The sequence below is a fragment of the Serratia sp. SM04 genome (assembly GCF_040280225.1).
GTDB lineage: Bacteria > Pseudomonadota > Gammaproteobacteria > Enterobacterales > Enterobacteriaceae > Serratia > Serratia sarumanii.
This window is the reverse complement of the sequence record NZ_JBEOQT010000004.1, coordinates 35,385-59,780: the sequence shown is the minus strand read 5'-3', so window position 1 is coordinate 59,780 and position 24,396 is coordinate 35,385. Positions and strand designations below refer to the sequence as shown.

The window sequence follows — 24,396 nt, the reverse complement described above, 5'->3', positions numbered from 1 at the left end:
CTCTGAGGGTTAACGGCGGCCTTTCCAGTAGCCGGATGTCTGGTGCCAAACCTTACCGGCGGTGGTCATCACCCGCCGCAGCTTGTCCTTGCCGAAGATGTTGACGTGCGGGATCGAGCTCATCAGATCGTAGCGATCGGATCCTTCGCTCATACCTTCCGCCAGCACCTTGCACACGATGTGGCTCGGCGTCACGCCGAAGCCGGAGTAGCCCTGCACGTAAAACACGTTGTCGCGATCCGGCAGCGTGCCGATCTGCGGGAACAGGTTGGCGCTGCAGCACAGTGGGCCGCCCCAGGCCAGATCGATCTTCACGTCTTTCAGGTACGGGAACACTTTCAGCATCAGGTTGCGGTTCCAGGCCTTGAGATCCGACGGGAAATATTCGATCAGGCGGGTGGCGCTGCCGAACAGCAGCCGGTTTTCGTTGGTCACCCGGTAATAGTCGATCACCGGGCGGATGTCGCTGTAGGCGCCGCGGATCGGGCTGATCTGGCGGATCAGATCGTCAGACAGCGGCTCGGTGGCCAGCTGGAAGGCGTAGGTATTGATGGTCTTGCGATAAATCTGCGGCTCCATGCCGTTGAGGAAGCCGTTGCAGGCCCACAGCATCTTGTTGGCGCGCACCGAGCCCATGGCGGTGCGCACCGTGATGCGCGGGCCATACTCCACGTTGAGCACGCTGCTGTTCTCGAAGATTTTCACCCCGTAGCCGCTCAGCGCCTTGGCCTCGCCCAGCAGCAGGTTGAGCGAATGCACGTGGCCGCCGCCCATGTGTTTCAGCGCGCAGCTGTAAGCGTCGGAGCCCACCACCTGCTTCACCTCCGCCCCGGTATAGAGCTCAATTTCCTCCTGCGGCGCTACCGCCCTGAACTCCTTCAGCCAGCCGCGCAGGGTCTTCTCCTGGCGCGCATTGCTGCCGAGGTAGCCGTAGCCGAAGCAGAAGTCGGCGTCGATGTCATATTTCTTGATGCGCTCGCGGATGATGCCGGCGCCGAGGTTGCTGATTTTGAAGATGGTTTCCAGCCCGGCCGGGCCAACGTGGCGCTTGATCTTCTCCAGATCGTGGCCGATGCCGGCCATCACCTGGCCGCCGTTGCGCCCGGTGCCGCCGTAACCCAGATAGCGGCCTTCGAGAATGGCGATGTTGGTGATGCCCTTCTCCGCCAGCTCCAGCGCAGTGTTGATGCCGGAGAAGCCGCCGCCGATGATCACCACGTCGACGTCCAGATCCTCTTCCAGCGTCGGGAAGCGCAGATCGTATTTTTTGGTCGCCGCGTAGTAGGTTAAGGACTCGATTTCGTTGTTCACTGCCGCACTCCCGATTGCCTATGCCATGACATCGGATTATCGGGAGGCGGCAGCCGTGCCGCTATGTCCCCTTAGGGACATTCGTCCCCTTCATCTTTCAAACTACAGCGTTGTTGGCTGCTGACGTTCACCCCAGTCACTTACCTAAGTAAGCTCCTGGGGACGCTCGTCCTGGCCGCCTAGCTGTAGCTTGAAAGCTATAGGGGATAGATCGATACATTCACGCGCTGCGGCGCTGCGGGGCGGTCAGCAACAGGCTGAACAGTTCGGCCTGCGAGCCGATGTTCAGCTTGCCGTAGATGTTCTTGCGGTGATTTTTTACCGTGCCGAGGCTGATGAACAGCCGGTCGGCAATCTGCTGCGAACCGCAGCCGGCGAGGATCAGATCGACAATCTCGCGCTCGCGCGGCGTCAGCAGATAGCGCGCCTGCGCGCCATCGTCGTTCCCCGTATCGGCCTCGGCCGGCGCCGCCACCACTTCGCCGTGCAGCCGCGCCACGCTTTTCACCAGCGTCAGCGCGCTGCGCAGATCCGCCCGCTGCGGGTAGCGCACCGCCACCGTGCGGCGCGCCGAGCCGAAGAACACCCCCAGCCCGCGCTCCGGCGTCAGCTGCAGCAGCACGCCGGCCTCGTCGTGCCAGCCGGTCTTGCGATAAAAATTACGGTAATAGTCGCTGTGATAAAACCCGCAGGGCGCCAGCTGGCGCAGCGTGAGTACCTCGCCTGCGCCGCCGTCGTTCAGCGCACGGTAAAACGGATCCTGCAGATAGGCGCCCTGTTGGTAGATCTGGTTGACCGCATCGCTGTTTTCCCGCTCGGTTTTGATCAGGCAGCGCGGCGGCCGGCCGCGTTCGAAGGCATAAACGATGGCGTTGTCGAAGGCGAAAAACCCTTCCAGCCAGTTCAACAGGCTGGGATAAAAGCGCGGGCTGGCCACCGCATCGATCACCGCAGACAAGCGTTCAACCTGAATATCCATACCCGCCTCGCCATTATTAATACATTAACAATCTACCGATTTCGGATGGGGTTGGCCGCATGACGGCCGGTACTGTTAAAAAAAGCATCAGGCGCGCCGAAATGCAAGAACGCGATCGTTTACATGTTAAACAACTCACAAGTTGCCGCAGCGGGGAAAGCGGTGGCCGCTCTGCGCCCGCTGGCTTATGCTGTGGCATCGCGCCCTGCAACGCCGTCAAGGAGACCTCATGTCCGTCAGCCACATCATCGCCAACCGCCAGACCTGGTTCGGCCACGGCAGCATCCGGCAACTGCCGCCGCTGCTGCTTGCCGATCCGCAGCCAACGCTGCTGTTCAGCTGCCGATCTTTTCTCAACGGCCCGGTATACGCCGGCCTGCGCGAATCGCTGGCGCCACTGTTCATCGGCACCGAGATCGTCAGCCACGAGGCGTCACCGCAGGAAATTGACGCCTGGGTGGCGCGCTGGCGCGGCCAGGCGCGGCGCGTGGTGGCCATCGGCGGCGGCAGCGTGCTGGACGCCGCCAAGGCGTTCTCCGCGCTGGTGGAGCATCCGCTGCCGACGCTGCGCTATATGGAAAAGGTGGGCGACAGCAAAATCAGCGGCGCCACCCTGCCGCTGATCGCCATTCCCACCACCGCCGGCACCGGCAGCGAGGTGACGCAGAACGCGGTGATCACCGACACTCAGGTCAGCAAAGTGAAGGCCTCGCTGCGCCACAATAACTTCGTGCCGCACACCGCCATTCTCGATCCGCAGCTGCTGGCGGGCGCGCCGGACAAGGTGCTGGCCTACTGCGCCATCGACGCCTTCACCCACCTGTTCGAGGCCTATCTGTCGAAAACCGCCAGCGCCATGACGCGCGACATGTCGCTGAGCGGCATCCGCCACTTCCTTGCGGCCTGGCCGGCGCTCAACCGCAGCGATGCGGCGCGCGAAGCGATTATGCAGGCTTCCTACCTCGGGGGACTGACGCTGAGCGCCGCCGGGCTGGGGGTGATCCACGGCATCGCCGGCGAGATCGGCGCGCTGCGCGACTACCACCACGGCCAGGTCTGCGGCCGCCTGCTGCTGCCGTTCCTCGCCCTGCTGGAAAGCAGCGAACAGCCGCAGCAACGCGCGCTGATGGCCGAGCTGGCCGCGCGCCTGTACCCGCACTGGCAGGGCAGCCCGGAGAGCTACCTGACCGATTTCATCACCCGCCACGCCATCGCGCCGTTCTGGCAGGACGATTTGCCGATTTCCGGCCAGGAACTGGCGGTGGCGCTGGAGAAATCCAACAGCAAGAATTCCTGGATCGACTATGCGCCGGCGCAGCGGCAACGGATGATCGAAAAGGCATTTCGCGTCGAATGATGATATCTACCCTAAATAGTTGGAGCTGCATCCCGGCGGCAAGAGGCGGCTCGCCAGAGCTTACTCAAGTCAGTGACTGGCGTACGCACTCGCAGCCAACACAGATGCAGTTTCAAGTATGACGGGTATAATCAGATCAACGCACTAGCAGGAGTAAGGAAATGGGCATCATCGGCTGGATCTTCGCCGGCATCGCGGTCGGCATCCTGGTCGGCGCGCTGATCAAAATCTTCGGCAAGAAGAAAGAGCAGTAAGCGTCACGCTGTTCCGTGGGCCGCCAGCAGGCACTCATGGAACAGCTTCACCACCCGCTGCGGCACCGGCGAGCGGCGCAGCACGCTGGAGTATTCGCAGTGATAGCGGAACAGCGCCGGTTTGATCGCCCGCATCAGGTTCTGCGCCACGAAAAACGCCGCGTAGTGATCCGGCAAAAAGCCGACGTATTTGCCGGAGAGGATCAGCGTGGCGATCGACTCCTGCGCGAACCCCGTCGCCTTGCGATGCAAATGTTGCTGCAGGCTCAGTTCCATATTCGGCGAATGGTAGCCTAATCCCGCGAAGGCATAATTGTGCAGCAGATCCCAATTTAATGTTTCATGGGGGGCGGAAAATAATTCATGCTGCGCGCCGCAATATAAGAACATCCTCTCACTGAATAACGAATGATAAGATAAACTTTCCGCGCTGCGGTGCATGGGAATAACGCCAACCTGAAATTGCCCGTCAATTACGCCGCGTTCAATGGTATTAATCGGCTCCACGTACATTTGCAAAGAAACCTCCGGCGCGCGCTCGCTGAATAACGCGATGGCTCGGCCGATCTGCGCCTGCGGATTGCTGACCGTATGGTCGAATATCGCCACGTGCAGCTGCCCGCCCAGGCGCTGGTGTACCTCGTCCACCCCGCGCCGGAACGCCTCGGTGGCCGCCAGCAGGTTGACCGTTTCCTGGTAGATCAACAGCCCCTCGTCGGTGACCGCAAAGCCCTCGCGCCCGCGCTGGCACAGCGTCAGACCCAGCCGCTGTTCCAGATCCTTGATGTGTTTGCTGATGGTCGACAGGCTGATGTTCAGCTCCAGTTCGGCGGCGCTCATGCCGCCGCAGTCGACCACGGCCTTGAATACCCGCAACAAACGCAGATCCATATCCGACAATTGCCCTAACAGCGCGCGCTTTTTTACTTGCATAAAACCTTAAGTAAGTTTCGACATATGATTATTCACAGTAGAGAACAAGCGGTACATAGTCAATTTCGCACAACAATTCGTTAACAACTCGGTTTATTTCATTAATCGCTCTTATTTTCCTGTTCGGAGGAAAACATGGCCGCTGAAAATCACCCGCTAAATAGTCTCGATGCCGAAGGGTTAGAGGCCCATTGGATGCCTTTTACCGGCAACCGTAATTTTAAAGCGCAGCCGCGCATCATTACTCAGGCCGCGGGGGCGTATTACACCAGCCATGACGGCAGAAAGATTTTCGACGGTCTGTCCGGATTATGGTGTTGCGGATTGGGGCACGGCCGGCAGGAAATCACCGACGCCGCCCAGCGCCAGCTGGCGACGCTGGATTATTCGCCGGCGTTTCAGTTCGGCCACCCGCTGTCGTTCGAACTGGCCAACAAGATCAAGGCACTGACGCCGGCGGGGCTGGATTACGTGTTCTTCACCGGCTCCGGCTCCGAAGCGGCAGACACCTCGCTGAAAATGGCGCGCGCTTACTGGCGCGCCAAAGGCCAGGCAGGCAAAACCTGCTTTATCGGCCGGGAAAAGGGCTATCACGGCGTTAACTTCGGCGGTATCTCGGTCGGTGGCATCGCCGGCAACCGCAAGACGTTCGGCGCCGGCGCCGAGGCGGACCACCTGCCGCACACCCTGCTGGCCGGCAACGCCTTTTCGCGCGGCATGCCGCAACAGGGGGCGGAGCTGGCGGAAGAGCTCAGCCGCATCATCGCGCTGCGCGACGCCTCGACGATCGCCGCAGTGATCGTCGAACCCTTCTCCGGCTCCGCCGGGGTGATCGTGCCGCCGGTCGGCTACCTGCAGCGCCTGCGCGAAATCTGTACTCAGCATGACATCCTGCTGATCTTCGACGAAGTGATCACCGCCTTCGGCCGCTGCGGCGCGATGACCGGCGCCGAGGCGTTCGGCGTCACGCCGGACATCATGAACATCGCCAAACAGGTGACCAACGGCGCGCAACCGATGGGCGCAGTGGTGGTGCGGCCGGAGATCTACCACACCTTCATGAACGGCGGCGAGCCGGACTACCAGCTCGAATTCCCGCACGGCTACACCTACTCCGCCCACCCGGTCAGCTGTGCGGTCGCGCTGGCGACGCTGGACATCCTGCAGCGCGAACAGATGGTGGAGCGCGTACAGGCGCTGGCGCCCTATTTCGAGCGCGCGGTGCACAGCCTGCAGGGAGCCAAACACGTCGCCGACATTCGCAACATCGGCCTGGCGGCCGGCATTACGCTGGCGGCGCGGCCGGGCGAACCGGCGCGGCGCCCCTTCGAGGCGGCGATGCGCTGCTGGGAAAGCGGATTTTACGTGCGCTACGGCGGCGACACCCTGCAGCTGGCGCCGCCGTTCATCAGCAGCGAAGCGCAGATCGATGCGCTGATCAACGCCGTCGGCGACGCCCTCAACGCCACCGAATAAGGAGAGAGCCATGACCATTACCCATTGGATCAACGGCGAGCCCGCCGCCGGCGGCGAACGCAGCCAGCCGGTTTACGACCCGGCCACCGGCCAATCGGCGCAGGAGGTGCAGCTGGCCGACCGCGCCACGGTGGAGCGCGCCATCGCCGCCGCCGAACAGGCCTATCCCGCCTGGCGCGACACCCCGCCGCTGAAGCGCGCGCGCATCATGATGAAGCTCAAGGATCTGCTGGAGCAGCACGCCGACGCCATCTGCCAACTGATCACCGCCGAGCACGGCAAGGTGCTCAGCGATGCCCTGGGCGAACTGCAGCGCGGCATCGAGAATATCGAATATGCCGGCTATGTGCCGGAACTGCTGAAGGGCGAACACAGCAAAGAGGCCGGCCCGGGCATCGACAGCTGGAGCGAATTTCAACCGCTGGGGGTGGTGGCGGGCATCACGCCGTTCAACTTCCCGGCGATGGTGCCGCTGTGGATGTGGCCGATGGCGGTGGCGTGCGGCAACACTTTCGTGCTGAAGCCTTCCGAGCGCGTGCCTTCTGCCGCGCTGTATATCGCGAGGCTGGCGACGGAGGCCGGGCTGCCGCCGGGGGTGCTCAACGTGGTCAACGGCGATCGCGAAGCGGTGGAGACGCTGCTGCATGACGGGCGCGTGAAGGCGATCAGTTTCGTCGGTTCGACGCCGGTGGCGGAGCACATCTATCACACCGGCTGCGCGCAGAACAAACGGGTGCAGGCGCTGGGCGGCGCCAAGAACCACGCGGTGGTGCTGCCGGACGCCGATATCCCTGGTGCGGTCGGCGCGCTGATGGGCGCGGCCTTCGGCTCCTGCGGCCAGCGTTGCATGGCCATCCCGCTGGTGGTGGCGGTGGGCGACGGCACCGCCGAAGCGCTGATCGCCGGGCTGCGGCAACAGATGGCCGCCATGCGCGTCGGCCCCGGCAGCGACAACCGCAACGACATGGGGCCGCTGGTGACCCAACAGCATTATCAGAAGGTGAAAGGCTATATCGATCAGGGCGTAGCCGAAGGCGCCGAGCTGCTGGTGGACGGCCGCGAACTGAGCGTGACCGGCGCCGACGGCCGCCCCAGCCAGGGCTATTTCCTCGGCCCGACGCTGTTCGATCGCGTGACGCCCGGCATGCGCATCTATCAGGAGGAGATCTTCGGCCCGGTGCTCGGCGTGGTGCGCGCGGCGTCGCTGCCGGAGGCGATGGCCTTGATCGACGCCCACGAATACGGCAACGGCACCTGTCTGTTCACCCGCGACGGCGAGGCGGCGCGCTACTTCTCCAGCCGCATTCAGGTCGGCATGGTGGGGATCAACGTGGCGCTGCCGGTGCCGGTGGCCTACCACTCGTTCGGCGGCTGGAAGCGCTCGCTGTTCGGCGATCTGCACGCCTACGGCCCGGACGCCGTCAGGTTCTACACCAAACGCAAGACCGTGACCCAGCGCTGGCCGGCCTCCGGCGATGCCCGGAGCGCCAGCTTCAGCTTCCCATCGGGATAAAAATAACAAACTTATCCCCAACGAATTTCAAGTTGCAGCCAGGCGGCAAAGTCATTCGTCTCCAGGAGCTTACTTAAGTAAGTGACTGGTGCGAATGATCTGCTGCCAACAACGCTGCGGCTTGAAAGGCGCAGGGGATTTTCCGCGCGCTCCATTTGATTCCTGCGTACAGCCTGTGCAGCAAAACAATAATTCACTCACACGTTAATGGAGTCGTTATCCCATGAAAGAGTCCGCCCCTGAACACACCTTCAAAGGCAATCTCAGCGTCCTCGACGTGGTGATGATCACCGCGTCCGGCGTGACGCCGGCCAGTTCGATCTTCGTCATCGCCCCGCTGGCGATCGCCAACGCCGGCAGCGGCGCCTTTCTGTCGTTTCTGATCGCCGCCTGCGTCGCCGCCGCCATCGCGCTGTGCTATGCCGAACTCGGCGCCGCACACCCCAGCGCAGGCGGCGAATACAGCATCATCAAGCGCCTGTTCGGCACCCTGTGCGGGTTGCAGACCTATCTGTTTATCCTCAGCGCCTCGCTGTTCGTGCCGGCGGTGCTGGCCACCGGCGCGGTGCCCTACCTGAACACCGCGCTGGGCACCCAGTTCGACGCCTCGACCGCCGGCATGCTCACCGTGCTGGTCGGCGGCATCTGCGCCATTTTCAACATCAAGGCCAACGCCCTGCTGACCGGCGCCTTTCTGGTGGTGGAAGTGGCGGTGCTGGCGCTGATCGCCTGGCTCGGCTTCAGCCACCCGCATCAGAGCACGGAGATCCTCACCGCGCCGGTGATGCTGGACGCGCAGGGCAGCCTGGCGCCGGTGTCGCTGCCGCTGATCGTCGCCATGGTCGGGGTCGCGCTGTTCTCCTACAACGGCTACGGCGCGGCGGTGTACATGGCGGAAGACATGCGCGAACAGGGCAGACCGATGGCGATCGCGATCATGCTGACGCTGTTCATCGTGGTGCTGGTGGAGCTGGTGCCGTTCACCGCCCTGCTGATCGGCTCGCCGTCGTTGACGGAGATGGCCAAACAGGCCGATCCGGTCGGCTATGTGGTCACCCAGCTCGGCGGCCCGACGCTGGCGCGGGTGGTAAGCGGCGCGATTTATCTGTCGGTGTTCAACGCCATCATCGCCATCGTGGCGCAGTTCAGCCGCATGATGTTTGCCAGCGGGCGTGACGGTTTCTGGCTGCCGGCGTTTAACCGGGCGCTGAAAATCATCCACCCGCGCTTCGGCACTCCCTGGATCGCCACCCTGCTGTTCGGCGTGCCGTCGGCGCTGCTGGCGTTTTGCTCCGATCTCGAATCGCTGACCTCGTTCACCGTGATCCTGCTGCTGCTGGTGTACATCATCATGGCGGTGGCGGCGCTGATCAGCCGCCGTCGCCGCCACTTCCACCACCCGTACCTGATGCCGCTGTGGCCGCTGCCGGTGGTGGTGGCGCTGCTGTGCTGCCTGTACGTGCTGTGGACGATTTTGATCGCCAGCAGCCTGAAAGACTTTATTATCATTGCCGGCATCATCGGCTTCGGGCTGGCGCTGAACCATCTGCGCGGCCGCCAACCGGCGCCCCTCGCCGCCCCCTCAATAGAAGGAGAATAACCATGACGCAGCGCGCTCAGGATCTGGGCATTATCATCGGACAGGGCACGCCCGGCCCGCTGAACGCCATCACCGACGTGCCCGGCGTGCGCGTCGGCCATGCCAGCATCCATGCCGATTTGGCGGACGGACGCAGCGTGCACACCGGCGTGACGGTGATCGAACCGCGCCCCGGTTCCGCCCGCCACGCCCCCTGCTTTGCCGGGGTGCACGTGCTGAACGGCAACGGCGACGCCACCGGCCTGGAATGGGTGCGCGAAGCGGGCCTGCTGACCAGCCCGATCGCCTTCACCAACACCCACAGCGTGGGCGTGGTGCGCGATGCGCTGATCGCGCTGGAGCGTGAAACGCTGCCCGCGGGCGACAACGCGGTGTATTGGAATATGCCGGTGGTGATGGAAACCTTCGACGGCCTGCTCAACGACATCAACGGCTTTCACGTCAAGGCCGAGCACGTGCGCCAGGCGCAGCAGGCGGCCCGGGGCGGCTTGCCGCAGGAGGGCGCGGTCGGCGGCGGCAGCGGCATGATCTGCCATGAATTCAAAGGCGGCAGCGGCACCGCGTCGCGCCGCTTGCCCGCCGATCAGGGCGGCTGGACGGTGGGCGCCATCGTGCAGGCCAACCACGGCAAGCGCGAGTCGCTGCTGGTCGGCGGTTACCCGGTAGGCCGGCATCTGGGGCATCTCCCCTCGCCGTTCACGCCGCAGTTGCCGCATCCCGGCATGGGCTCCATCGTGGTGGCGCTGGCGACCGACGCGCCGCTGCTGCCGCACCAGTGTGCGCGGCTGGCGCAGCGCGCCAGCATCGGCATCGCCCGCACCGGCGGCGGCACCGAGGATTCGAGCGGCGACATTTTCATCGCCTTCGCCACCGGCAACGACGGCCTGCCGCCCGCCGACTACGCCAATAAAGGCGCCTTCACCACGCCGCTGCGCATGGTGAACAACGACTATATTTCGGCGCTGTTCGCCGCCGCGGCGGAAGCGGTGGAAGAAGCGATCGTGAATGCGTTGCTGGCGGCCAATACCGTCAGCGGCAACGGCCACCGGGCGGAAGGGTTGAGCGCCGAGCAGCTGGTGACGGCGCTGGAGAAGGCCGGCTGGCGGCGCTAAAAAACACAGGGCGCGGAGGTGAACCGCGCCCTGCTCATCAGGATTCTCCGCCCGGCTTGGGCGGCGGGTAGTCGTAATCCAGCCGCAACGGTTCGGCGTAGACGCTGTTCCACAGCTGTTGGTACAGCTTGTCCAACCGCCCGCTCATCGCCGCGCTGTGCATCACCAGCTCCAGATTGCGCGAGTTGTCCAGATAGCCGCCGGTCCAGTTGCTGGTGCCCACCCAGGCAATCTCATCGTCGATGGTCATCAGCTTGCTGTGGATGACGCGGGCGAACGGAATGAAGCCGCTGCTGGCCGGCGGAATGGTCACCACCTTGATCTGCACATTCGGCACCAGCGCCAGGCTCTTCAGCCAGGCAATATCCGGCTTTTTGGTGTTCCAGTTGGCCACCATCAGCTCGATCTGCACCCCACGCGCCGCCGCGCTGCGCAGCGCGTTGTCGATCACCGCATAGAAGGGGCGGCTGCGTTCCGGGCCGAACGACAGCGGCGCGTAATCCATCACCTGCACCCGCACCCGCCGCTTGGCGCCGGCCAGCAGGCGCGGCAGCTCGGCCTGCGAATCAATCACCCCCGCCGGGTTGTAGGCGCGCGGGCTGGCCGCCAGATAGTTGCCCTGCGGCTGCGCCGTCGGCGGCGAATCGGGCAGCGCCGGCACCGGCTTATCCTGCGCCAGCAGCGCCTGCGCCTGCCAATCCTGCTCGAAGATCGCCTGGATCTGCCCCACCACCTTGGCGTCGCTGATGCGCAGCCCGGTTTCGTGAATGTGTTCCAGCGCGCGCCAGTCGAAGTTCTGGCTGCCGACGAACGCCTGCTCGCCGTCCACCAGCAGATATTTGGCGTGCAGAATGCCGCCGCTCAGCTTCTGGTAAGAAATGATGCGCAGCTCCAGATTGGGGATCGCCTTCAGCTGTTCCAGCGTCTCGGCGGTAGACATGCGAAGGCCCTTCTCTTCCAGCAAAAAGCGGATTTTCACCCCGCGTTCGCCGGCCGCCTTCAGGTGCTGCAGCACGCCGTCCAGCAGCGAACCGTCCTGATTCGCCACGTAAAACTGCCCCAGATCGATGCGGGTTTTCGCCGCGTCGAACATCTCGCGCCACACCTCGGCGGTGTTGCGCAGATCGTCGGCCTGCAGCGCGGTTTCCACCGGTGCGGTGTACACCAGCTCATAGCCGGGAATAGCAAAACGCGCCGCGGCGCTCTGGCTCAACATCAACAAACATCCGCCCCACAATGCCGTATAAAGGCGGCCGAGCGGCCGCCGTACTGGATGGCCATTAGGCATAGCGCGGCGCCCCGCTGTCAACCCATTGTTCGCCGCTGCCGCTCTCCGGGCGGCTGGCCGGTTGGCCGGCGCGGATCAGCAGCACCTTCAGCAGTTCGTTGATGCGCTCCATGCGGCTCTGCAGAAAGTTGTTGGCCACCAGGCACAGCAGCGCGATGGCGATGCCGAGGCCGGTGGCGTACAGCGCGGTGCCCATCCCGGCCGACACCAGGCTCGGCTCGGACACCCCCGAGGCGGCCAGCGCCTTGAAGGTTTCGATGATCCCCATCACCGTGCCCAGCAACCCCAGCAGCGGCGCGGCGGTGACCACGGTTTCCAGCAGCCACAGGCCGCGCGCCATCGGCGGCTTGCTCAGCAGGTACTGGGCGTCGATCAGATCGCCGATCGCCTCGCGGTCGCCGGCGTGGTGTTTCTGCGCCAGTACCGGCGCGATCACCGTCATCGGCAGGCTGTTGCGCTGGGTCAGCTCGTCCGGCAGATCGGCGGCGCGGCGCACGTCCGGCGTCAGCGCCTGCTCCAGCCGGCGCGCCTGACGCTGGGTGTAGGCGAAGTACAGCGTGCGTTCGATGATGATCACCAGCGCAATCGCCAGCGCGGCGTACATCACGTAGAAAATAATGTCGTGCAACAGATTGGCGTCCATACAGGGCTCCTCTTCCCCGCCGCCCGGCAGGCGGCGGGGCATTCAGTTAAAAGGTGGCTTCCAGCGAGACGCTGAAGGTGCGTTCTTCGCCGACGTTGTAATACGGCGTGCTGGCCCTCACGCCGCCGTAAGGCGCCGCGTTGAAGGTGGTGGTGCGCACCGAGGTCAGGTATTCCTTGTCAAACAGGTTGCTGATGCCAAAGCGCAGCGCGGCGCTTTTGACAATTTTCTTGTCCACCGGCAGATGCACGCCCGCCGCCAGATCGAACACCGTGCGGCCACCGATCTTCTCGTCGTTGGTCAGATCGCCGTAGAACGCACTGACGTACTTGCCGCTGACGCTGCCGTAATACAGCCCGTCGTCATAACCCAGCGTCATGTTCAGCAGGTTTTTCGGCACGTTCGGCACCTCTTTGCCGGAGGTCGGCAGCGGCAGCCCGCCGTTGCTGACGATGTCGTTCTTCTGCTTCGATTCGGTGTAGGTATACGAGGTGTAGTAGTTGAAGTTATGCGGCAACTGGCCGCTCCACTCCAGCTCCAGCCCTTTGTTCTCCACGTTACCGATGTTCATCATCTCGTAGTCGCCGGCCGCGTTGGTGGTGGAGATCTGGCGATCGCTGTAGCGCATGTAGAACAGCGTGGCGCTCAGCAGCATGTCCTCTTGCTGGAAACGCCAGCCCAGTTCGTGGTTCCAGCTTAGCTCAGGCTTAGTGCTGAGCGAGTCGCCGACGTTGTACAGCACGTAGTTGGGCGGCGTGCGCATGTTGCGCGTCAGGTTGTAGAACACCTGGTTTTCCTGGTTCACCTTGTAGCTGGCGCTGAAGTTCGGCAGGAATTCATGATAGGTGGCTTTGCGCTTCTCCGGCACGTTGTACAGGCTGCCGCGGTTGTCCCCTTTGCGCTCCACATACTGATAGGCCAGGCCGCCGACGAAGGTCCAGTCCGGCGTGGCGAACCAGGTATCCTGCAACCACACCTTCTGCGCCGGGGTGATGGTGTACTGGTTGCGCCCCTGCACCGTATTGCCGTTGGCATCCTTCACCTGATCGGAGCCGCCAGGTTTTCCCCAAATCTGCGCCGGGTTGCCGTCGTCCTTGATGCTGATGAACGGCTGGGTTTGCAGCTGGCGCGCACGCTCATACCAGTAGCCGATATCCAGGCTGTGCTGCTCGTTGATGTCCCACTTCAGCTTGGTGGTGATGCCCGGCCGCCAGGTTTGGGTCCACGACGGGCGGTAATAGGTGTTGGACTGCAGGTTGCTGAGGTCATACTGCCCGGCCCTGTCCGACGTGCTGGACAATACCGATGCCGTCTGGCCGTTGAAACTGCCGCCATTGCCCCAGTAGTAATACGGCTGCAGGGTCAGCGACAGGTCGTCGCGCAGCTGCAGTTTCTGGGTGAACGATAGCGTGAAGTTCTCGAACGGGTTGCGTTCGATCTTGTAATACTTGTTCAACTGCCCTTTGCTGTTGTACTCCGGCGTGGTGGCGTAATCGGTACCACGCCCATCGTTTTGGAACTGCGCCTTGCTCAGGGTGTTGTAGTTGGTGTTGTTCTGGCGGTTGTACTTCATCACCAGATTGCTGCTGTTGCCGTTGCCGTCTTCATACAGCGAGTTCATCTCGAACTTGTCGGAGTACAGGCGCCCTTCGCCGCGCCACTTCTTCGCCTCGGTGTGCGAATAAGATATCCAGTTGCTGAAACCGTTGTATTCGCCGGTCTCCAGGCGGGCAAAGGTTTTGCTCAGATTATTGCTGCCCAGCGTCTGCTTGAGGAAACCGCCGAAGTCTTTCGCCGGGCGGCGCGTCACCAGGCCGATGTTGCCGCCGCTCGAGCCGATGTGCGGGCCGTCCGCTTCGGAGGAGCCCTGGGTGACGAACACCTCTTCCAGGTTCTCCGCATCGCCCAGCAGGTTCGGGTATACCGCGTAGTTGCCGGAGTCGTTGATCGGGATGCCGTCCATCGACAGGCCGATCTGATCCGAGTTCATGCCGCGCATGGTGTAGTCCACGCCGCTCAGGCCGCTGGCGTCGTTGCTGTTGACGTTCAGGCCCGGCGTGTATTTCAGCTTATCGATGGCGTTGGCCGCCGACGGCATTTTGTCCATCGCTTCTTTGGTGACGGTGGAGCGCGCCTTGGCGCTGTCATCCTGCACCATCATGCCGCCGCCGAGCGACTGCCCCTTGACGCTGATGGTGCCGACATCGGTGGCGTCGGCCGCCAGCGCGGCGCCCGGCAGCATTGCCGACATCACCGCCAGATAGATCCCAGAACGATTAAACGATTTCATTGTGTGCATCCCATAAAAATCAAACGATTAACCCTTGCGCTAAGGCGCCTGATAATTGAACGTCGCGGTAAATCTTTTGGTTGTTTGCCCGGCGAACGCCTCGCTCGGGAACGGCTTTACTGAACTGATGCTTTGCAGGCTGCTCATCGCCGCGCGGTTCAGCAACATGCTGGCGGCTTTGTTGGCGATGCCGGAAGAGAGCACCCGCCCGCTGCGATCGACCTCCAGCCACACTTCGACGTTGCCCTGCGGGCGCTCGAGCGAGGCCTGGCGCCCGCTTGGGTAGCGCTTGCGCTGTTCCAGCTCGCGGCGCAAGGCCAGCAGATAGCCGTTTTCAATCGCCTGCGCATTCACCTTCGGCGCGGCCGGGGCGGTCGGTGCGGGCTGCGCCGCCGGTTTGCTGACCAGCGCGCGCGGGGCGGCGGGCGCCGGCGTCGGTTTAGGCTTCTCTACCGGTTTGGCTTTCTCTTTCACCGGTTTGGGTTTGGGCTTCGGCTGCGGTTTCGGCACCGGCTTGGCTTCCACGATCGGCTCCGGCGCCGGCACTACCGGTTCGGGGATCGGCTCCGGCTCGGGCGGCGGCGGTTCTGGCTGGGGCTCCGGCGGCGTTTCCGGTTGAGGTTCAGGCGCCGGTTCAGGCTCCACCAGCGCCAGTTCGATGGCGGTTTCGTCGTAGCGCGGCTGGATCTTCAGCGCCGCCTGCTGGCTGGCGAACAGCAGGCAACCGGCGACAATCAGCGCCGGCAACCAGCTGAAAAGATGACGTGAGCGATAGAGCAGATACATGTCACAGCTTCCGTGTCGCGATGGAGACGGAGAAGAAACCGCCCTGGCGCAGGTTGTCCATCACCGCCACCAGCCGCTCGACCGCCACGCCCTTGTCGCTGTTGACGATGATGGTGGTGGTCTGGTTGGCCTGCTGCTGTTGCTTCAGCGTGTTGACCAGCGCGTCGAGCGCGATCGGCTGGCCATCCAGCTGCAGCTGTTCGTCGGCCCCCAGCGTGATGATCGCTTTCTTCTGCGGCTTCAGCTGCTGCGCGCTGCCGGCGGACGGCAGCTGCGTTTTCAGCCCGAGCGCAGGAATGACGTTCAGGCTAATCAAGACGAAAAACACCAATAAAAACATCATCACGTCGATCATCGGGATCAGTTCGATGTGCGCTTTGTTCTTTTTCGGTTCGTTCCAGTTACGCATGACACTCCCTCCCAAAAGCGAAGCAGCCAATATAGGAGGGGTTTGTTTACCTTTTGTTACGCTTGTGTGATCTTATTTTCACAGTGTGGATTTTTTGCGAGAATTTTTTCACTGGCAGGCGATAACGGAAGAGATATAACTTATTAATTAGCGATAGTTTTTATTGGAATAATTGCGAGGTGGGTATATTGACCTGGCAACAACAGAGAGAGCAATGTGAGAATAGTGACATCAACAATCATTGCGCCCCTCAAAATGACATGCCGCCATTCCTCAACGCTTGTGAGCCTTCCAGGCCTTTATACCTTCGAGCAACGGGATATTTCACAGAGAGTAAAAGAATAAGACTCCCCTCTATACACTTCTTTCTCAAAATATTCGTACCATTCAAAAAACCACGCTAAATGCAGCGTTGAAACAGAGTAAGACAATCATTATTGTCCTATCTGGCAATGTATTAACCCATGAGCACCACTTTTAATAACCAAGAAAAATGAATCAAGACCAACCAATAATTTTTAAATAAGAACAAACGTCCTATAAACATAAAATATAAGCACTGGCGCAAAATCCATTAATATATATTCACTAGGGAAATAAGATGAAAAGGAATCGTCGTATCGCCATGTGTCTTACGCTATTGTTTTCTTGCCACTCAGCAAAATCAGAAGAGGAAAACATTCTCGTTATTGAGCAAAGAAGTACGCATATCAATGAAACGTCCACCGCAACCCGAACCATGACGCCATTAAAGCTGATACCGCAAACTGTCGACAGCGTTTATGTTGACCAGGCCACCGCCTTTGGCCAGCCAACATTAAGCGAAGCTTTGAGTGGCGTTCCCGGCGTTAACGCCAGTGGAGACACCCGTTTTGACAACGTCAAAATTCGCGGTTTTTCCGCCGGTAATGACTTACTGTTGGACGGGTTTCGTGATGATATGCAATATACGCGCGATCTGAGCAATATTGAGCGTATCGATGTGCTGAAAGGGCCGGCCGCCGTATTATATGGACGAGGAAGCAGTGGCGGAATTATTAATCGCATCAGTAAGAAACCGCAGAAAGGTAAAGGTTCGAAAGTCACTACGCAAATAGGAGAATACGGTTTTAAACGCCTGCACGCCGACATCAACCACGATCTCGATGAAAGCACAATTTTTCGCTTTAATGTCGCTCAGGAGAAGGCAAATAGCTTTCGCCACGGCGTCTCACGCGACAAAATCTTACTGGCTCCTTCAGGACTATGGAAAATCACGCCGCGGCTTAATGGGTTGTTGCAATACGATTATCAAAGTAGCAAACGTACGCCCGATCGCGGCATTCCAGCGGTAAACGGTCGCCCCGCTAACGTCGCCATCGGCAGTGTATACAGCGATACCGAAAACGACTATATCCATGACCGATTCCACTCGTTACGTTCGCGCCTGAATTATGAACTGAACCTCCAGTGGCAATTGCGTCACCTGCTCATGTTCAGCTCGCTCAATAGCCAGTTCGATAACACCTACGTCACTGGCGTTAGCGGAGATAACGTCAGGCGCGCACGATGGCAACAAGACCTGCACGCCAAAAATATCAGCAGCAATCTTGAAGTCGAAGGGCTGGTACATGCTGGGGCATTCGAACACCAACTTCTGATCGGCATTGAACAAAGCTGGCAAAATCGCAACCCAAAACTCTACCGCAATAATCGCCCCTTCCCTATCAAAAATCTATTCGCGCCAGAAAAATTACGACAACAGCATGACGGTAATATGCTGCTGGCCAGTCACAGCCGCCATCAGGTTCGAAATAACGCATTCTACCTGCAGAACCAGATGGCAATAGATGACTGGCACCTCGTCGCCAGCCTGCGCGGCGATCGCTTCCACGTCACCAGCAATCGGTACGATAGAAACCTTCAGGAGTCCAGAAACAACAACAACATCAGCCCCAGGCTGGGCGTGGTATGGCAACCCGTTGCGGCACACGCTCTGTACACGTCTTTCAGCAAAACCTATGCTCCCGTCGGCGGCGGATTGATCGGCATAACGCCAGAGAATAAAAATAACCGCCTGTCGCCGGAATATACCCGTCAATTTGAAACCGGCGTAAAAAGCGATTGGTTGGAGCAGCAAGTCACCACTACGCTTTCCCTCTACCGGCTTGAAATGTATAACCGCCGCACCCGAGATCCGGAGAATCCAGACATATTGCAACTGACGGGCCAGCAACGTACCGATGGCTTGGAACTGAGCATGAACGCCAACCTCACAGCAAACCTTTATCTGCGCGGCGGTATGGCGTTGCAAAATGCCTCGTTTCTCAAAGCAGAGGAACAATTCCAGGGCAAGCGCCCCAATAATGTGTCGCGGCGCAACGGTGAGTTGTATATAGGCTATAGAGACAAGTTAGGCTGGTTCAGTGAGGCCGGTGTAACAGCAGTAAGTAAGCGTTTCGCCGACAATCAAAACACCACTGCGTTACCCGGCTATCAGAGGTATGACGTGCGTATCGGTTATGGCGGGAAACGCTGGGATCTGCAGTTAAGTGCCGAAAACGTGTTGGATAATAGGTATTACCTCAGTGCAACCAGCGCCGCACAAATCCAGCCTGGTTCGCCGCGTCAAATAAATCTCTCCGCATCCTATCGCTTCTAGTCCACCGTCGAAACAGCAGCCCGAAAACGGGTTCATTCGATGTAAAAAAAGGTCCAAACTGAGTTTGGACCTTAGTCTCTGACACGAGACCCGTGATGACGGGCCAGAGGCTTTTACGCCGCGATCAGTTCACTTTCACCGGCATACCGGAACGGGCCTTGATCGCCGCGTCCACTTCGCTCTGGTTGACGCCGGCGTCCATCAGTACTTTGCCGACCGGCGCGGAGATGGTCAGCGGCACCGGATCTTTGGATTGCAGCTGCTCTTCGTTGGCCGACAGCGGGTTGTGCACTTCCACGTAGCGCGAGCCGTCCGGTTCGACGGTGGCTTTCATCGGTTCGTTGATGAACTGCACGCGGGTGCCGACCGGCACGTTCTCGAACAGGTACTTGATGTCGTCGGCGCGCAGACGCACGCAGCCGTGGCTCACGCGCAGGCCGATGCCGAAGTTGGCGTTGGTGCCGTGGATGGCGTACAGGCGGCCAACATACAGCGCATACAGCCCCATCGGGTTGTCCGGGCCGGCCGGGAACACCGCAGGCAGGATCTCGCCGTCGGCTGCGTATTCGGCGCGCATCTTGGCGGTCGGCGTCCAGGTCGGGCCGTCTTTCTTGCGCTGCACGGTGGTGGTCCAGTTCAGCGGGGTGTCTTTACCCAACTGGCCGATACCGATCGGCAGCACCACCACGGTGTTGGACCCTTTCGGGTAGTAGTACAGACGCATCTCGGCGCTGTTGATGATGATGCCTTCACGCGGCGCGTCCGGCAGGATCAGCTGCTGCGGGATGGTCAGGGTGCTGCCGGCCTTCGGCAGGAACGGATCCACGCCCGGGTTGGCTTCCAGCATGTTGCTCAGCCCCATCTGATACTGGGCGGCGAAGCTTTCCAGCGGCAGTTTGCTGTCTTCCGGTACGGTGATTTGGATATTTTCGCCCACCAAACGGCTGTCTTTTGGCGGCAGCGGGTAAACGACGGCGAAGGCAGCCTGGCTGAATGCAACCAGTGCCGTAAACAGGGTTAATAACGCGCGAATGCTCATTTTCATCTTCGTGTTGGTCAAGGCCACTGGCGATTAGGGGGATCGGTTTCTACGGCCACTTTTACCCCGATGGGTTTCAGCCGGCAGCCAAGCGCTGCGGCCTGAAAAACAGGGGGGATTTGACCGGATGCGCATTATATGTGCACATCAATCAAAGTGTGAACCATTACCGATGTAATATCGCAATTTTTTGTAACCTGAAGCGCCACGAAGGCGAATTTTTGCGAGAACCGCCGCCTAACCGGCGGCGGCCAACGCTTCTACCCGCCGGATCGGGATCAGATATTCGCAGCGGATCGCCGCGCCGCCAAGCGGGCAGCGGCCCTCCTGCGCCGGGTAGAAAAGCTCGATATCCTGCCCCGGCCGACGGATGGCGTTCATCTGCGGCATCGCGGTGTCATACAATCGGACGATAAAGTTTTGTAACCCTTCCTCCTGCCCTTGATAGGTGAAGCGGGCATACTCACCCTGTTCGATAGTCACCCGCTCCCCCATCGCCCCTTCGTCCGGCAAAGCGGCGGTGTAGGCCATGCGCGGGTTACCCCGGCGTTGCCGGTCGACCTCCAGGCTGGTGAGGCCGTATACCACCTCCGGCAGCGCCTGCGGCGGCAGCAGCTGCCGCCAGGCGTGGCGGCGCAGCTCGCACTTGGAGGCCGCCAGCTGCCCCAGCGTAAAGCTGCGGCGCTGGGTATGGCCCACCAGCTGCATGGCGGGCAGCGTCACGATATCGGCCTGCGGCAACGGTGTTTCGGTCAGCCGCAGCGGCGGCTGCAGGCCATAGCTCGACCAATCCTGGCTGCGGCGATAGCTGGCCGGCGGCAGACCGAACTGCTTGCGGAAGCAACGGGTGAAGGTCTGCTGCGAATCGAACTGGTAAGTGTCGGCGATGCAGGCCACGCTGGTGCCGGTCAGGCGCAGTTCGCGCGCGGCGGCGGTCAGCCTTCTGCGGCGCGCGTACGTGCCGAGAATATGGCCGGTATGCTGCTTGAACATCCGCTGCAAATGCCACTTGGAGTAGCCGGACTTGGCGGCAATGTCGTCCAGCGTCAGCGGCTGATCCAGGCTCTGCTCGATCCAGGCCAGCAGCTGTTCAATCACCTGTTGCTGGTGCATGGTATTCCCCTTATTTTAACAATAACGTCTGCGCCAATACCCGGCCTGCGGCTTCATCGGCGGCCACCAGCACCGGATAGCCCCAGAACTTGGCGCCGTATTCGGCGAACTCTTCCGCCGCCGCGCGTTTGGCGTCGTCCGGCTCCAGCATGATCATGCCTTTCACCCACAGCTTCAGCGCCTCGCGGTTATCGCGCTTCCACAGCGCGACCTGGGTGCGGGCATCGCGATCGTGTTCTTCACCTTCATCGCCGACGCTGCGGTCGGTCATCAGGACAAAAGGCTCGGCGCGCGCCAGCAGCGCGCTGAATTCGGCCAGCTCGGCCTGGGTATCGCGCCCGTTTTGGCGCATCCATACCAGCGGAAAATCGGCGGTATCCAATGACATAATCAGTTTCCTCAGGAAATGGTTTAGGACTGGCGCTTACTTTATCGGCACCGGCGCTAGACCGCATTGCGCAATCAGGACATAATACTTTTCAATTCCGCCAAATTGAGAATTGTTCTCATGAAAGTACAGATCCCCCGCCGCTGTCTGGATATCGATCAGGTGCCGCGCCCGCTGTTTGCCCTGCAAGGTTCGACCCTCGAGCAGGATTGGGAAGTCGAGCCGCACCGCCACCAGAAGGCGCAGCTGATTTACACCGTGCGCGGCATGATCCGCTGCGAAGTGGAGAATGGGCTGTGGCTGGTGCCGCCGCAGTGCGCACTGTGGATGCCGGGCAACGTGTTGCACAACGCCCAGGGCGCCGGCTCCACCGAGGCCTACTGCCTGTTCGTCGATCAACATGCCGCCGCCGGTCTGCCGCAAAACTGCTGCACGCTGTCGGTCTCGCCGCTGCTGCGCGAACTGCTGCTGCAGGCCACCACCTTCGAACCGCTCTACGACGAACAGGGAGCCGAAGGGCGCCTGACGGCGGTGTTGCTGGATCAGCTGGTAGCCGCGCCGATCGAAAATCTGCACCTGCCGGTATCCGACGACGCGCGCATCCGGCAGTTGACCGAAGGCATGCTGAGCTGCCCGGCGGACAAATCCACCCTCGGGCAGTGGGCGCAGCGCATCGGCATGAGCGAGCGCTCCCTCAGCCGCACCTTGCAACAACAGATGGGCATGAGCTTCGGCCACTGGCGGCGCCAGCTGCACGTGATGCTGGCGCTGCAGCGCTTGACGCAGGGCGAGAGCGTGCAGACGGTGGCGCTGGATCTGGGCTACGAGAGCGCCAGCGGCTTCGTCACCATGTTCAGAAAGGCAGTGGGCAAACCGCCGGCGCGCTACCTGGCGGAGCGCAACGCCTCTGGAGAAACCCTGGGCGGCGCAATTACCATGTGAAAAAGCCGGCGCAGGCGCCGGCTTGGAGCAGGTGAAAATCAGAAGTCGTAGAACACCGTAATCCAGGTGGAGTCCGGCTCGTTGTCGCTGCTGTTGGCCAGCGTGCGCTCCACGTACACCGACAGTCCGTAACCGATGGTGGTACCCGCGCCGAGGTAAACGTGGTTGGCGTGATACGCCTCGTCCCCCTTCAGCCGCAGCGAGTCCGCCGCCACGTAAGGCTGGATCGATTTGAGGAACGGCTTGTCGATATTGAAGGTGTAACCGACAAAGCCTTCCAGCCCGTAGCCGTCACCGGCGAAGAAGTGCGACAGCGTGCGCTGGCGGGTGCTCGGCACATAGTCTTTGTAGTAGCTGGCGGTGCCGACGATGTACCAGTTGTTCGGCTGCCAGGTCAACGCGGTGCCGGACAGCTGCTGGTGATAATCCTTTTCGTTGTACAGATTGTCTTTGATCTTCGCGTCGGTATAACTGTAGGCCGCGCTGAAGGTGAAATCCTTCGTCACCTTGTAATCGAAGCCCAGCCCGCCCCCGCCCTTGCGGCGATAAATCAGGTTATCCGCGGTGTGCAGATCGTCTTCCGGCAATAAATAGTTGGCGTACAGCGTTACCGGCCCGAAATCATTGGTGTACTTGATGCTGTTTTTCGGTTTATTGCCGCCGTCGTAGTCGCCGGAAATACCGATGCCGGTGCCGCCCGCGTGGCCATCGTTATCCCAGACGTCGCTTTTGATGCCGACCACCGAATAATAGATGCCGTATTGATGGCCGTAGGTCAGGGTGCCGTAACGATCGTCTTTGAAACCGGCGTACAGCTGGCGCTGATAGTCGCGCTTGCCGTCTTCGTTATAGTGCCCGTCCCAGCTGAGCGCGTGCGCCAGATCGACGCCCCACTCGTAATAGCCGATGATCGAGGTGTCCTGCGTCAGCGCATAGTCGCCGCTGAAGCGAAAACGCGTGCCGCCGTCGTGGCCGTTTTTGTCATAGCCCGGCTCCGGGCCGTTATTGAAGATCCACTCGGGGCGAATGCTGCCGCCCACCTTTAAACTGAGCGGTGCCAGCAACACATTGCTCTGCGGGTTTTTATCCAGAATGGTGATCTCGGCCTGTGCGCCGGCGGATAACGCCGACAGCAAGACGCCGCCAATGAATATTGGCGTTGTATTTTTTCTCATTATTACCCCTGCCCGAAAAAAATTATTGTTATAAACACGGTGGTCTTAAGCCACGCGGAAATAATTACCCGATGTGAACAGCGCACGCAAGATATAAAAATTCACGCCATAACCTGCCATTATTTCAGGTTGGATTTAATTTCAGCAAAAACGTGTTCATCTGTAACGCAGAGAAAAATAATGTAATAACCGCAGCACGAAATAAACCAATCCGCACGTTTCACCCAAAATAAACCGGCGTGATTATCTGGGAATAAAGATAGCAAATAACAAATAAATATTATTGCCGCAGGTAAACCGTCACGCAGGGGAATTAACTCATGGTGGGAAATAACGACGGAGCGCGTTGCGCGCTCCGGGAAAGAGAATTCACTACTGCGCCAGCCAGCCGCCGTCCATGTTCCAGGCGGCGCCGCGCACCTGCGCCGCCGCATCGCTGCACAGGAACAGCGCCAGCTCGCCGAGCTGCTCTGGCGTGACGAACTCTTGCGACGGCTGCTTCTCCGCCAACAGCTCATCGCGCGCCCGCTGCGGGTCGGTCCCGGCGGCAATGCGCTTGTCGATCTGCTGCTGCACCAGCGGCGTCAGCACCCAGCCGGGGCAAATGGCGTTGCAGGTGACGGGCGTGCGCGCGGTCTCCAGCGCCAGCGTCTTGGTCAGCCCCACCACGCCGTGCTTGGCCGCCACATAGGCCGACTTGTCTCTCGACGCCACCAGCCCGTGCACCGACGCCACGTTGATGATGCGCCCCCAGTTGCGCTCGCGCATCCCCGGCAGCGCCAATCGGCAGGTGTGGAACACCGCCGACAGGTTGATGGCGAGGATGGCGTTCCATTTCTCCACCGGGAACTGATCCAGCGGCGCCACGTGCTGAATGCCGGCGTTGTTCACCAGAATGTCCACGCCGCCGAACTCGCGTTCGGCATACTCCATCATGTCCGCTATCTGGGCCGCATCGCCGAGATCGGCGCCGTGATAGCCCGGCGCGGCGCCCAGCTGCGCGACCTGCGCTTGCGCCTGCGCCACGTCGCCGAAGCCGTTGAGGATCACGCGCGCGCCGGCGGCGGCCAACACGGATGCTATCCCGAGGCCGATGCCGCTGGTCGAGCCGGTCACCAGCGCGGTTTTGCCTTGTACACTCATGGTA

The 24,396-nt window shown here is 61.0% G+C and carries 20 protein-coding genes; 7 read left to right on the top strand and 13 right to left on the bottom strand.

The genetic code is table 11. The features are described 5' to 3' along the window. Positions 1-9: 9 nt before the first annotated feature. Both ABTW55_RS07795 and ABTW55_RS07790 read right to left on the bottom strand, forming a co-directional pair. Complete coding sequence (locus tag ABTW55_RS07795) at positions 10-1,311, bottom strand: FAD-binding oxidoreductase (RefSeq protein WP_049194537.1); 1,302 nt, start codon at positions 1,309-1,311, stop codon at positions 10-12. Between the two features lie 220 nt (positions 1,312-1,531). Beyond that, positions 1,532-2,290, bottom strand: coding sequence for a helix-turn-helix transcriptional regulator (locus tag ABTW55_RS07790; protein WP_039567527.1), 759 nt, complete (start codon positions 2,288-2,290; stop codon positions 1,532-1,534). A 229-nt stretch (positions 2,291-2,519) separates the two neighbouring features. On the opposite strand from ABTW55_RS07790, the gene ABTW55_RS07785 reads away from it, so the two are divergent. Continuing rightward, on the top strand, positions 2,520-3,647 hold the full coding sequence (locus ABTW55_RS07785; RefSeq protein WP_060422576.1) for an iron-containing alcohol dehydrogenase: 1,128 nt from the start codon (positions 2,520-2,522) through the stop codon (positions 3,645-3,647). Positions 3,648-3,904: 257 nt separating this feature from the next. Here ABTW55_RS07785 and ABTW55_RS07780 read toward each other — a convergent pair whose 3' ends face one another. Further along, entirely contained in the window at positions 3,905-4,834 is a 930-nt protein-coding gene (locus ABTW55_RS07780; protein WP_033648549.1) for a LysR family transcriptional regulator, read from the bottom strand. A gap of 135 nt (positions 4,835-4,969) precedes the next feature. Here ABTW55_RS07780 and ABTW55_RS07775 point away from each other — a divergent pair, with 135 nt between their 5' ends. The 4 genes from ABTW55_RS07775 to ABTW55_RS07760 all read left to right on the top strand — a co-directional run bounded on the left by ABTW55_RS07775 (position 4,970) and on the right by ABTW55_RS07760 (position 10,535). Beyond that, a complete protein-coding gene (locus ABTW55_RS07775; RefSeq protein WP_060422578.1) occupies positions 4,970-6,310 on the top strand; it encodes an aspartate aminotransferase family protein in 1,341 nt (446 codons plus the stop codon). A gap of 10 nt (positions 6,311-6,320) precedes the next feature. Further along, positions 6,321-7,823, top strand: coding sequence for a CoA-acylating methylmalonate-semialdehyde dehydrogenase (locus tag ABTW55_RS07770; protein ID WP_060422580.1), 1,503 nt, complete (start codon positions 6,321-6,323; stop codon positions 7,821-7,823). 223 nt (positions 7,824-8,046) lie between these two features. Then, entirely contained in the window at positions 8,047-9,423 is a 1,377-nt protein-coding gene (locus ABTW55_RS07765) for an APC family permease (protein WP_060422582.1), read from the top strand. Positions 9,424-9,425: 2 nt separating this feature from the next. Then, positions 9,426-10,535: a P1 family peptidase gene (locus tag ABTW55_RS07760; protein ID WP_060422584.1), complete on the top strand. Its 1,110-nt coding sequence runs from the start codon at positions 9,426-9,428 to the stop codon at positions 10,533-10,535. A gap of 37 nt (positions 10,536-10,572) precedes the next feature. Here the strand turns inward: ABTW55_RS07760 and ABTW55_RS07755 are convergent, their stop codons facing one another. From ABTW55_RS07755 to ABTW55_RS07735, 5 genes are read right to left on the bottom strand one after another with little or no spacing between them, the layout of a single operon-like run. Continuing rightward, positions 10,573-11,823 carry a phospholipase D-like domain-containing protein gene (locus tag ABTW55_RS07755; RefSeq protein ID WP_060422587.1) on the bottom strand — a complete coding sequence of 417 codons (1,251 nt, stop codon included), beginning with the start codon at positions 11,821-11,823 and terminating at the stop codon, positions 10,573-10,575. After that, positions 11,816-12,466, bottom strand: a complete 651-nt coding sequence (locus ABTW55_RS07750) for a MotA/TolQ/ExbB proton channel family protein (protein ID WP_033648555.1) — start codon at positions 12,464-12,466, stop codon at positions 11,816-11,818. Before ABTW55_RS07750 ends, ABTW55_RS07755 begins: the two co-directional genes overlap by 8 nt. 46 nt (positions 12,467-12,512) lie before the next feature. Further along, positions 12,513-14,756, bottom strand: a complete 2,244-nt coding sequence (locus ABTW55_RS07745) for a TonB-dependent receptor (RefSeq protein ID WP_033636947.1) — start codon at positions 14,754-14,756, stop codon at positions 12,513-12,515. Positions 14,757-14,795: 39 nt separating this feature from the next. Further along, entirely contained in the window at positions 14,796-15,542 is a 747-nt protein-coding gene (locus ABTW55_RS07740) for an energy transducer TonB (protein WP_049194524.1), read from the bottom strand. 1 nt (position 15,543) lies between these two features. Then, a complete protein-coding gene (locus tag ABTW55_RS07735) occupies positions 15,544-15,951 on the bottom strand; it encodes a biopolymer transporter ExbD (protein ID WP_004933244.1) in 408 nt (135 codons plus the stop codon). A 601-nt stretch (positions 15,952-16,552) separates the two neighbouring features. Between ABTW55_RS07735 and ABTW55_RS07730 the strand changes: the two genes are divergently transcribed. Next, positions 16,553-18,592 (top strand): TonB-dependent siderophore receptor, encoded by a 2,040-nt coding sequence (locus tag ABTW55_RS07730; RefSeq protein ID WP_060422590.1) that lies wholly within the window; start codon positions 16,553-16,555, stop codon positions 18,590-18,592. Between the two features lie 124 nt (positions 18,593-18,716). On the opposite strand, the gene ABTW55_RS07725 is transcribed toward ABTW55_RS07730, so the two are convergent. The 3 genes from ABTW55_RS07725 to ABTW55_RS07715 form a co-directional block, all read right to left on the bottom strand. After that, on the bottom strand, positions 18,717-19,637 hold the full coding sequence (locus ABTW55_RS07725; RefSeq protein WP_025305160.1) for a L,D-transpeptidase family protein: 921 nt from the start codon (positions 19,635-19,637) through the stop codon (positions 18,717-18,719). 231 nt (positions 19,638-19,868) lie between these two features. After that, positions 19,869-20,744, bottom strand: a complete 876-nt coding sequence (locus ABTW55_RS07720) for a helix-turn-helix domain-containing protein (RefSeq protein WP_033648560.1) — start codon at positions 20,742-20,744, stop codon at positions 19,869-19,871. Positions 20,745-20,754: 10 nt separating this feature from the next. After that, on the bottom strand, positions 20,755-21,132 hold the full coding sequence (locus ABTW55_RS07715) for a hypothetical protein (protein WP_033652831.1): 378 nt from the start codon (positions 21,130-21,132) through the stop codon (positions 20,755-20,757). Positions 21,133-21,252: 120 nt separating this feature from the next. On the opposite strand from ABTW55_RS07715, the gene ABTW55_RS07710 reads away from it, so the two are divergent. Beyond that, on the top strand, positions 21,253-22,074 hold the full coding sequence (locus ABTW55_RS07710) for a helix-turn-helix transcriptional regulator (protein ID WP_047569483.1): 822 nt from the start codon (positions 21,253-21,255) through the stop codon (positions 22,072-22,074). 38 nt (positions 22,075-22,112) lie between these two features. Here ABTW55_RS07710 and ABTW55_RS07705 read toward each other — a convergent pair whose 3' ends face one another. Together ABTW55_RS07705 and ABTW55_RS07700 are read right to left on the bottom strand one after the other, a co-directional pair. Further along, the gene (locus ABTW55_RS07705; RefSeq protein ID WP_033636938.1) at positions 22,113-23,249 is read right to left on the bottom strand and encodes a porin; all 1,137 of its coding nucleotides are present in this window, start codon (positions 23,247-23,249) and stop codon (positions 22,113-22,115) included. Positions 23,250-23,621: 372 nt separating this feature from the next. Beyond that, complete coding sequence (locus ABTW55_RS07700) at positions 23,622-24,392, bottom strand: 3-hydroxybutyrate dehydrogenase (protein ID WP_060422594.1); 771 nt, start codon at positions 24,390-24,392, stop codon at positions 23,622-23,624. Positions 24,393-24,396 lie beyond the last annotated feature (4 nt).

Coding starts and splice junctions, on each gene's coding strand:
- ABTW55_RS07790 (WP_039567527.1), bottom strand. CDS start 2,290: ATGGATATTCAGGTTGAACGCTTGTCTGCGGTGATCGATGCGGTGGCC.
- ABTW55_RS07785 (WP_060422576.1), top strand. CDS start 2,520: ATGTCCGTCAGCCACATCATCGCCAACCGCCAGACCTGGTTCGGCCAC.
- ABTW55_RS07780 (WP_033648549.1), bottom strand. CDS start 4,834: ATGCAAGTAAAAAAGCGCGCGCTGTTAGGGCAATTGTCGGATATGGAT.
- ABTW55_RS07775 (WP_060422578.1), top strand. CDS start 4,970: ATGGCCGCTGAAAATCACCCGCTAAATAGTCTCGATGCCGAAGGGTTA.
- ABTW55_RS07770 (WP_060422580.1), top strand. CDS start 6,321: ATGACCATTACCCATTGGATCAACGGCGAGCCCGCCGCCGGCGGCGAA.
- ABTW55_RS07765 (WP_060422582.1), top strand. CDS start 8,047: ATGAAAGAGTCCGCCCCTGAACACACCTTCAAAGGCAATCTCAGCGTC.
- ABTW55_RS07760 (WP_060422584.1), top strand. CDS start 9,426: ATGACGCAGCGCGCTCAGGATCTGGGCATTATCATCGGACAGGGCACG.
- ABTW55_RS07755 (WP_060422587.1), bottom strand. CDS start 11,823: ATGCCTAATGGCCATCCAGTACGGCGGCCGCTCGGCCGCCTTTATACG.
- ABTW55_RS07750 (WP_033648555.1), bottom strand. CDS start 12,466: ATGGACGCCAATCTGTTGCACGACATTATTTTCTACGTGATGTACGCC.
- ABTW55_RS07745 (WP_033636947.1), bottom strand. CDS start 14,756: ATGAAATCGTTTAATCGTTCTGGGATCTATCTGGCGGTGATGTCGGCA.
- ABTW55_RS07740 (WP_049194524.1), bottom strand. CDS start 15,542: ATGTATCTGCTCTATCGCTCACGTCATCTTTTCAGCTGGTTGCCGGCG.
- ABTW55_RS07735 (WP_004933244.1), bottom strand. CDS start 15,951: ATGCGTAACTGGAACGAACCGAAAAAGAACAAAGCGCACATCGAACTG.
- ABTW55_RS07730 (WP_060422590.1), top strand. CDS start 16,553: ATGAAAAGGAATCGTCGTATCGCCATGTGTCTTACGCTATTGTTTTCT.
- ABTW55_RS07725 (WP_025305160.1), bottom strand. CDS start 19,637: ATGAAAATGAGCATTCGCGCGTTATTAACCCTGTTTACGGCACTGGTT.
- ABTW55_RS07720 (WP_033648560.1), bottom strand. CDS start 20,744: ATGCACCAGCAACAGGTGATTGAACAGCTGCTGGCCTGGATCGAGCAG.
- ABTW55_RS07715 (WP_033652831.1), bottom strand. CDS start 21,132: ATGTCATTGGATACCGCCGATTTTCCGCTGGTATGGATGCGCCAAAAC.
- ABTW55_RS07710 (WP_047569483.1), top strand. CDS start 21,253: ATGAAAGTACAGATCCCCCGCCGCTGTCTGGATATCGATCAGGTGCCG.
- ABTW55_RS07705 (WP_033636938.1), bottom strand. CDS start 23,249: ATGAGAAAAAATACAACGCCAATATTCATTGGCGGCGTCTTGCTGTCG.
- ABTW55_RS07700 (WP_060422594.1), bottom strand. CDS start 24,392: ATGAGTGTACAAGGCAAAACCGCGCTGGTGACCGGCTCGACCAGCGGC.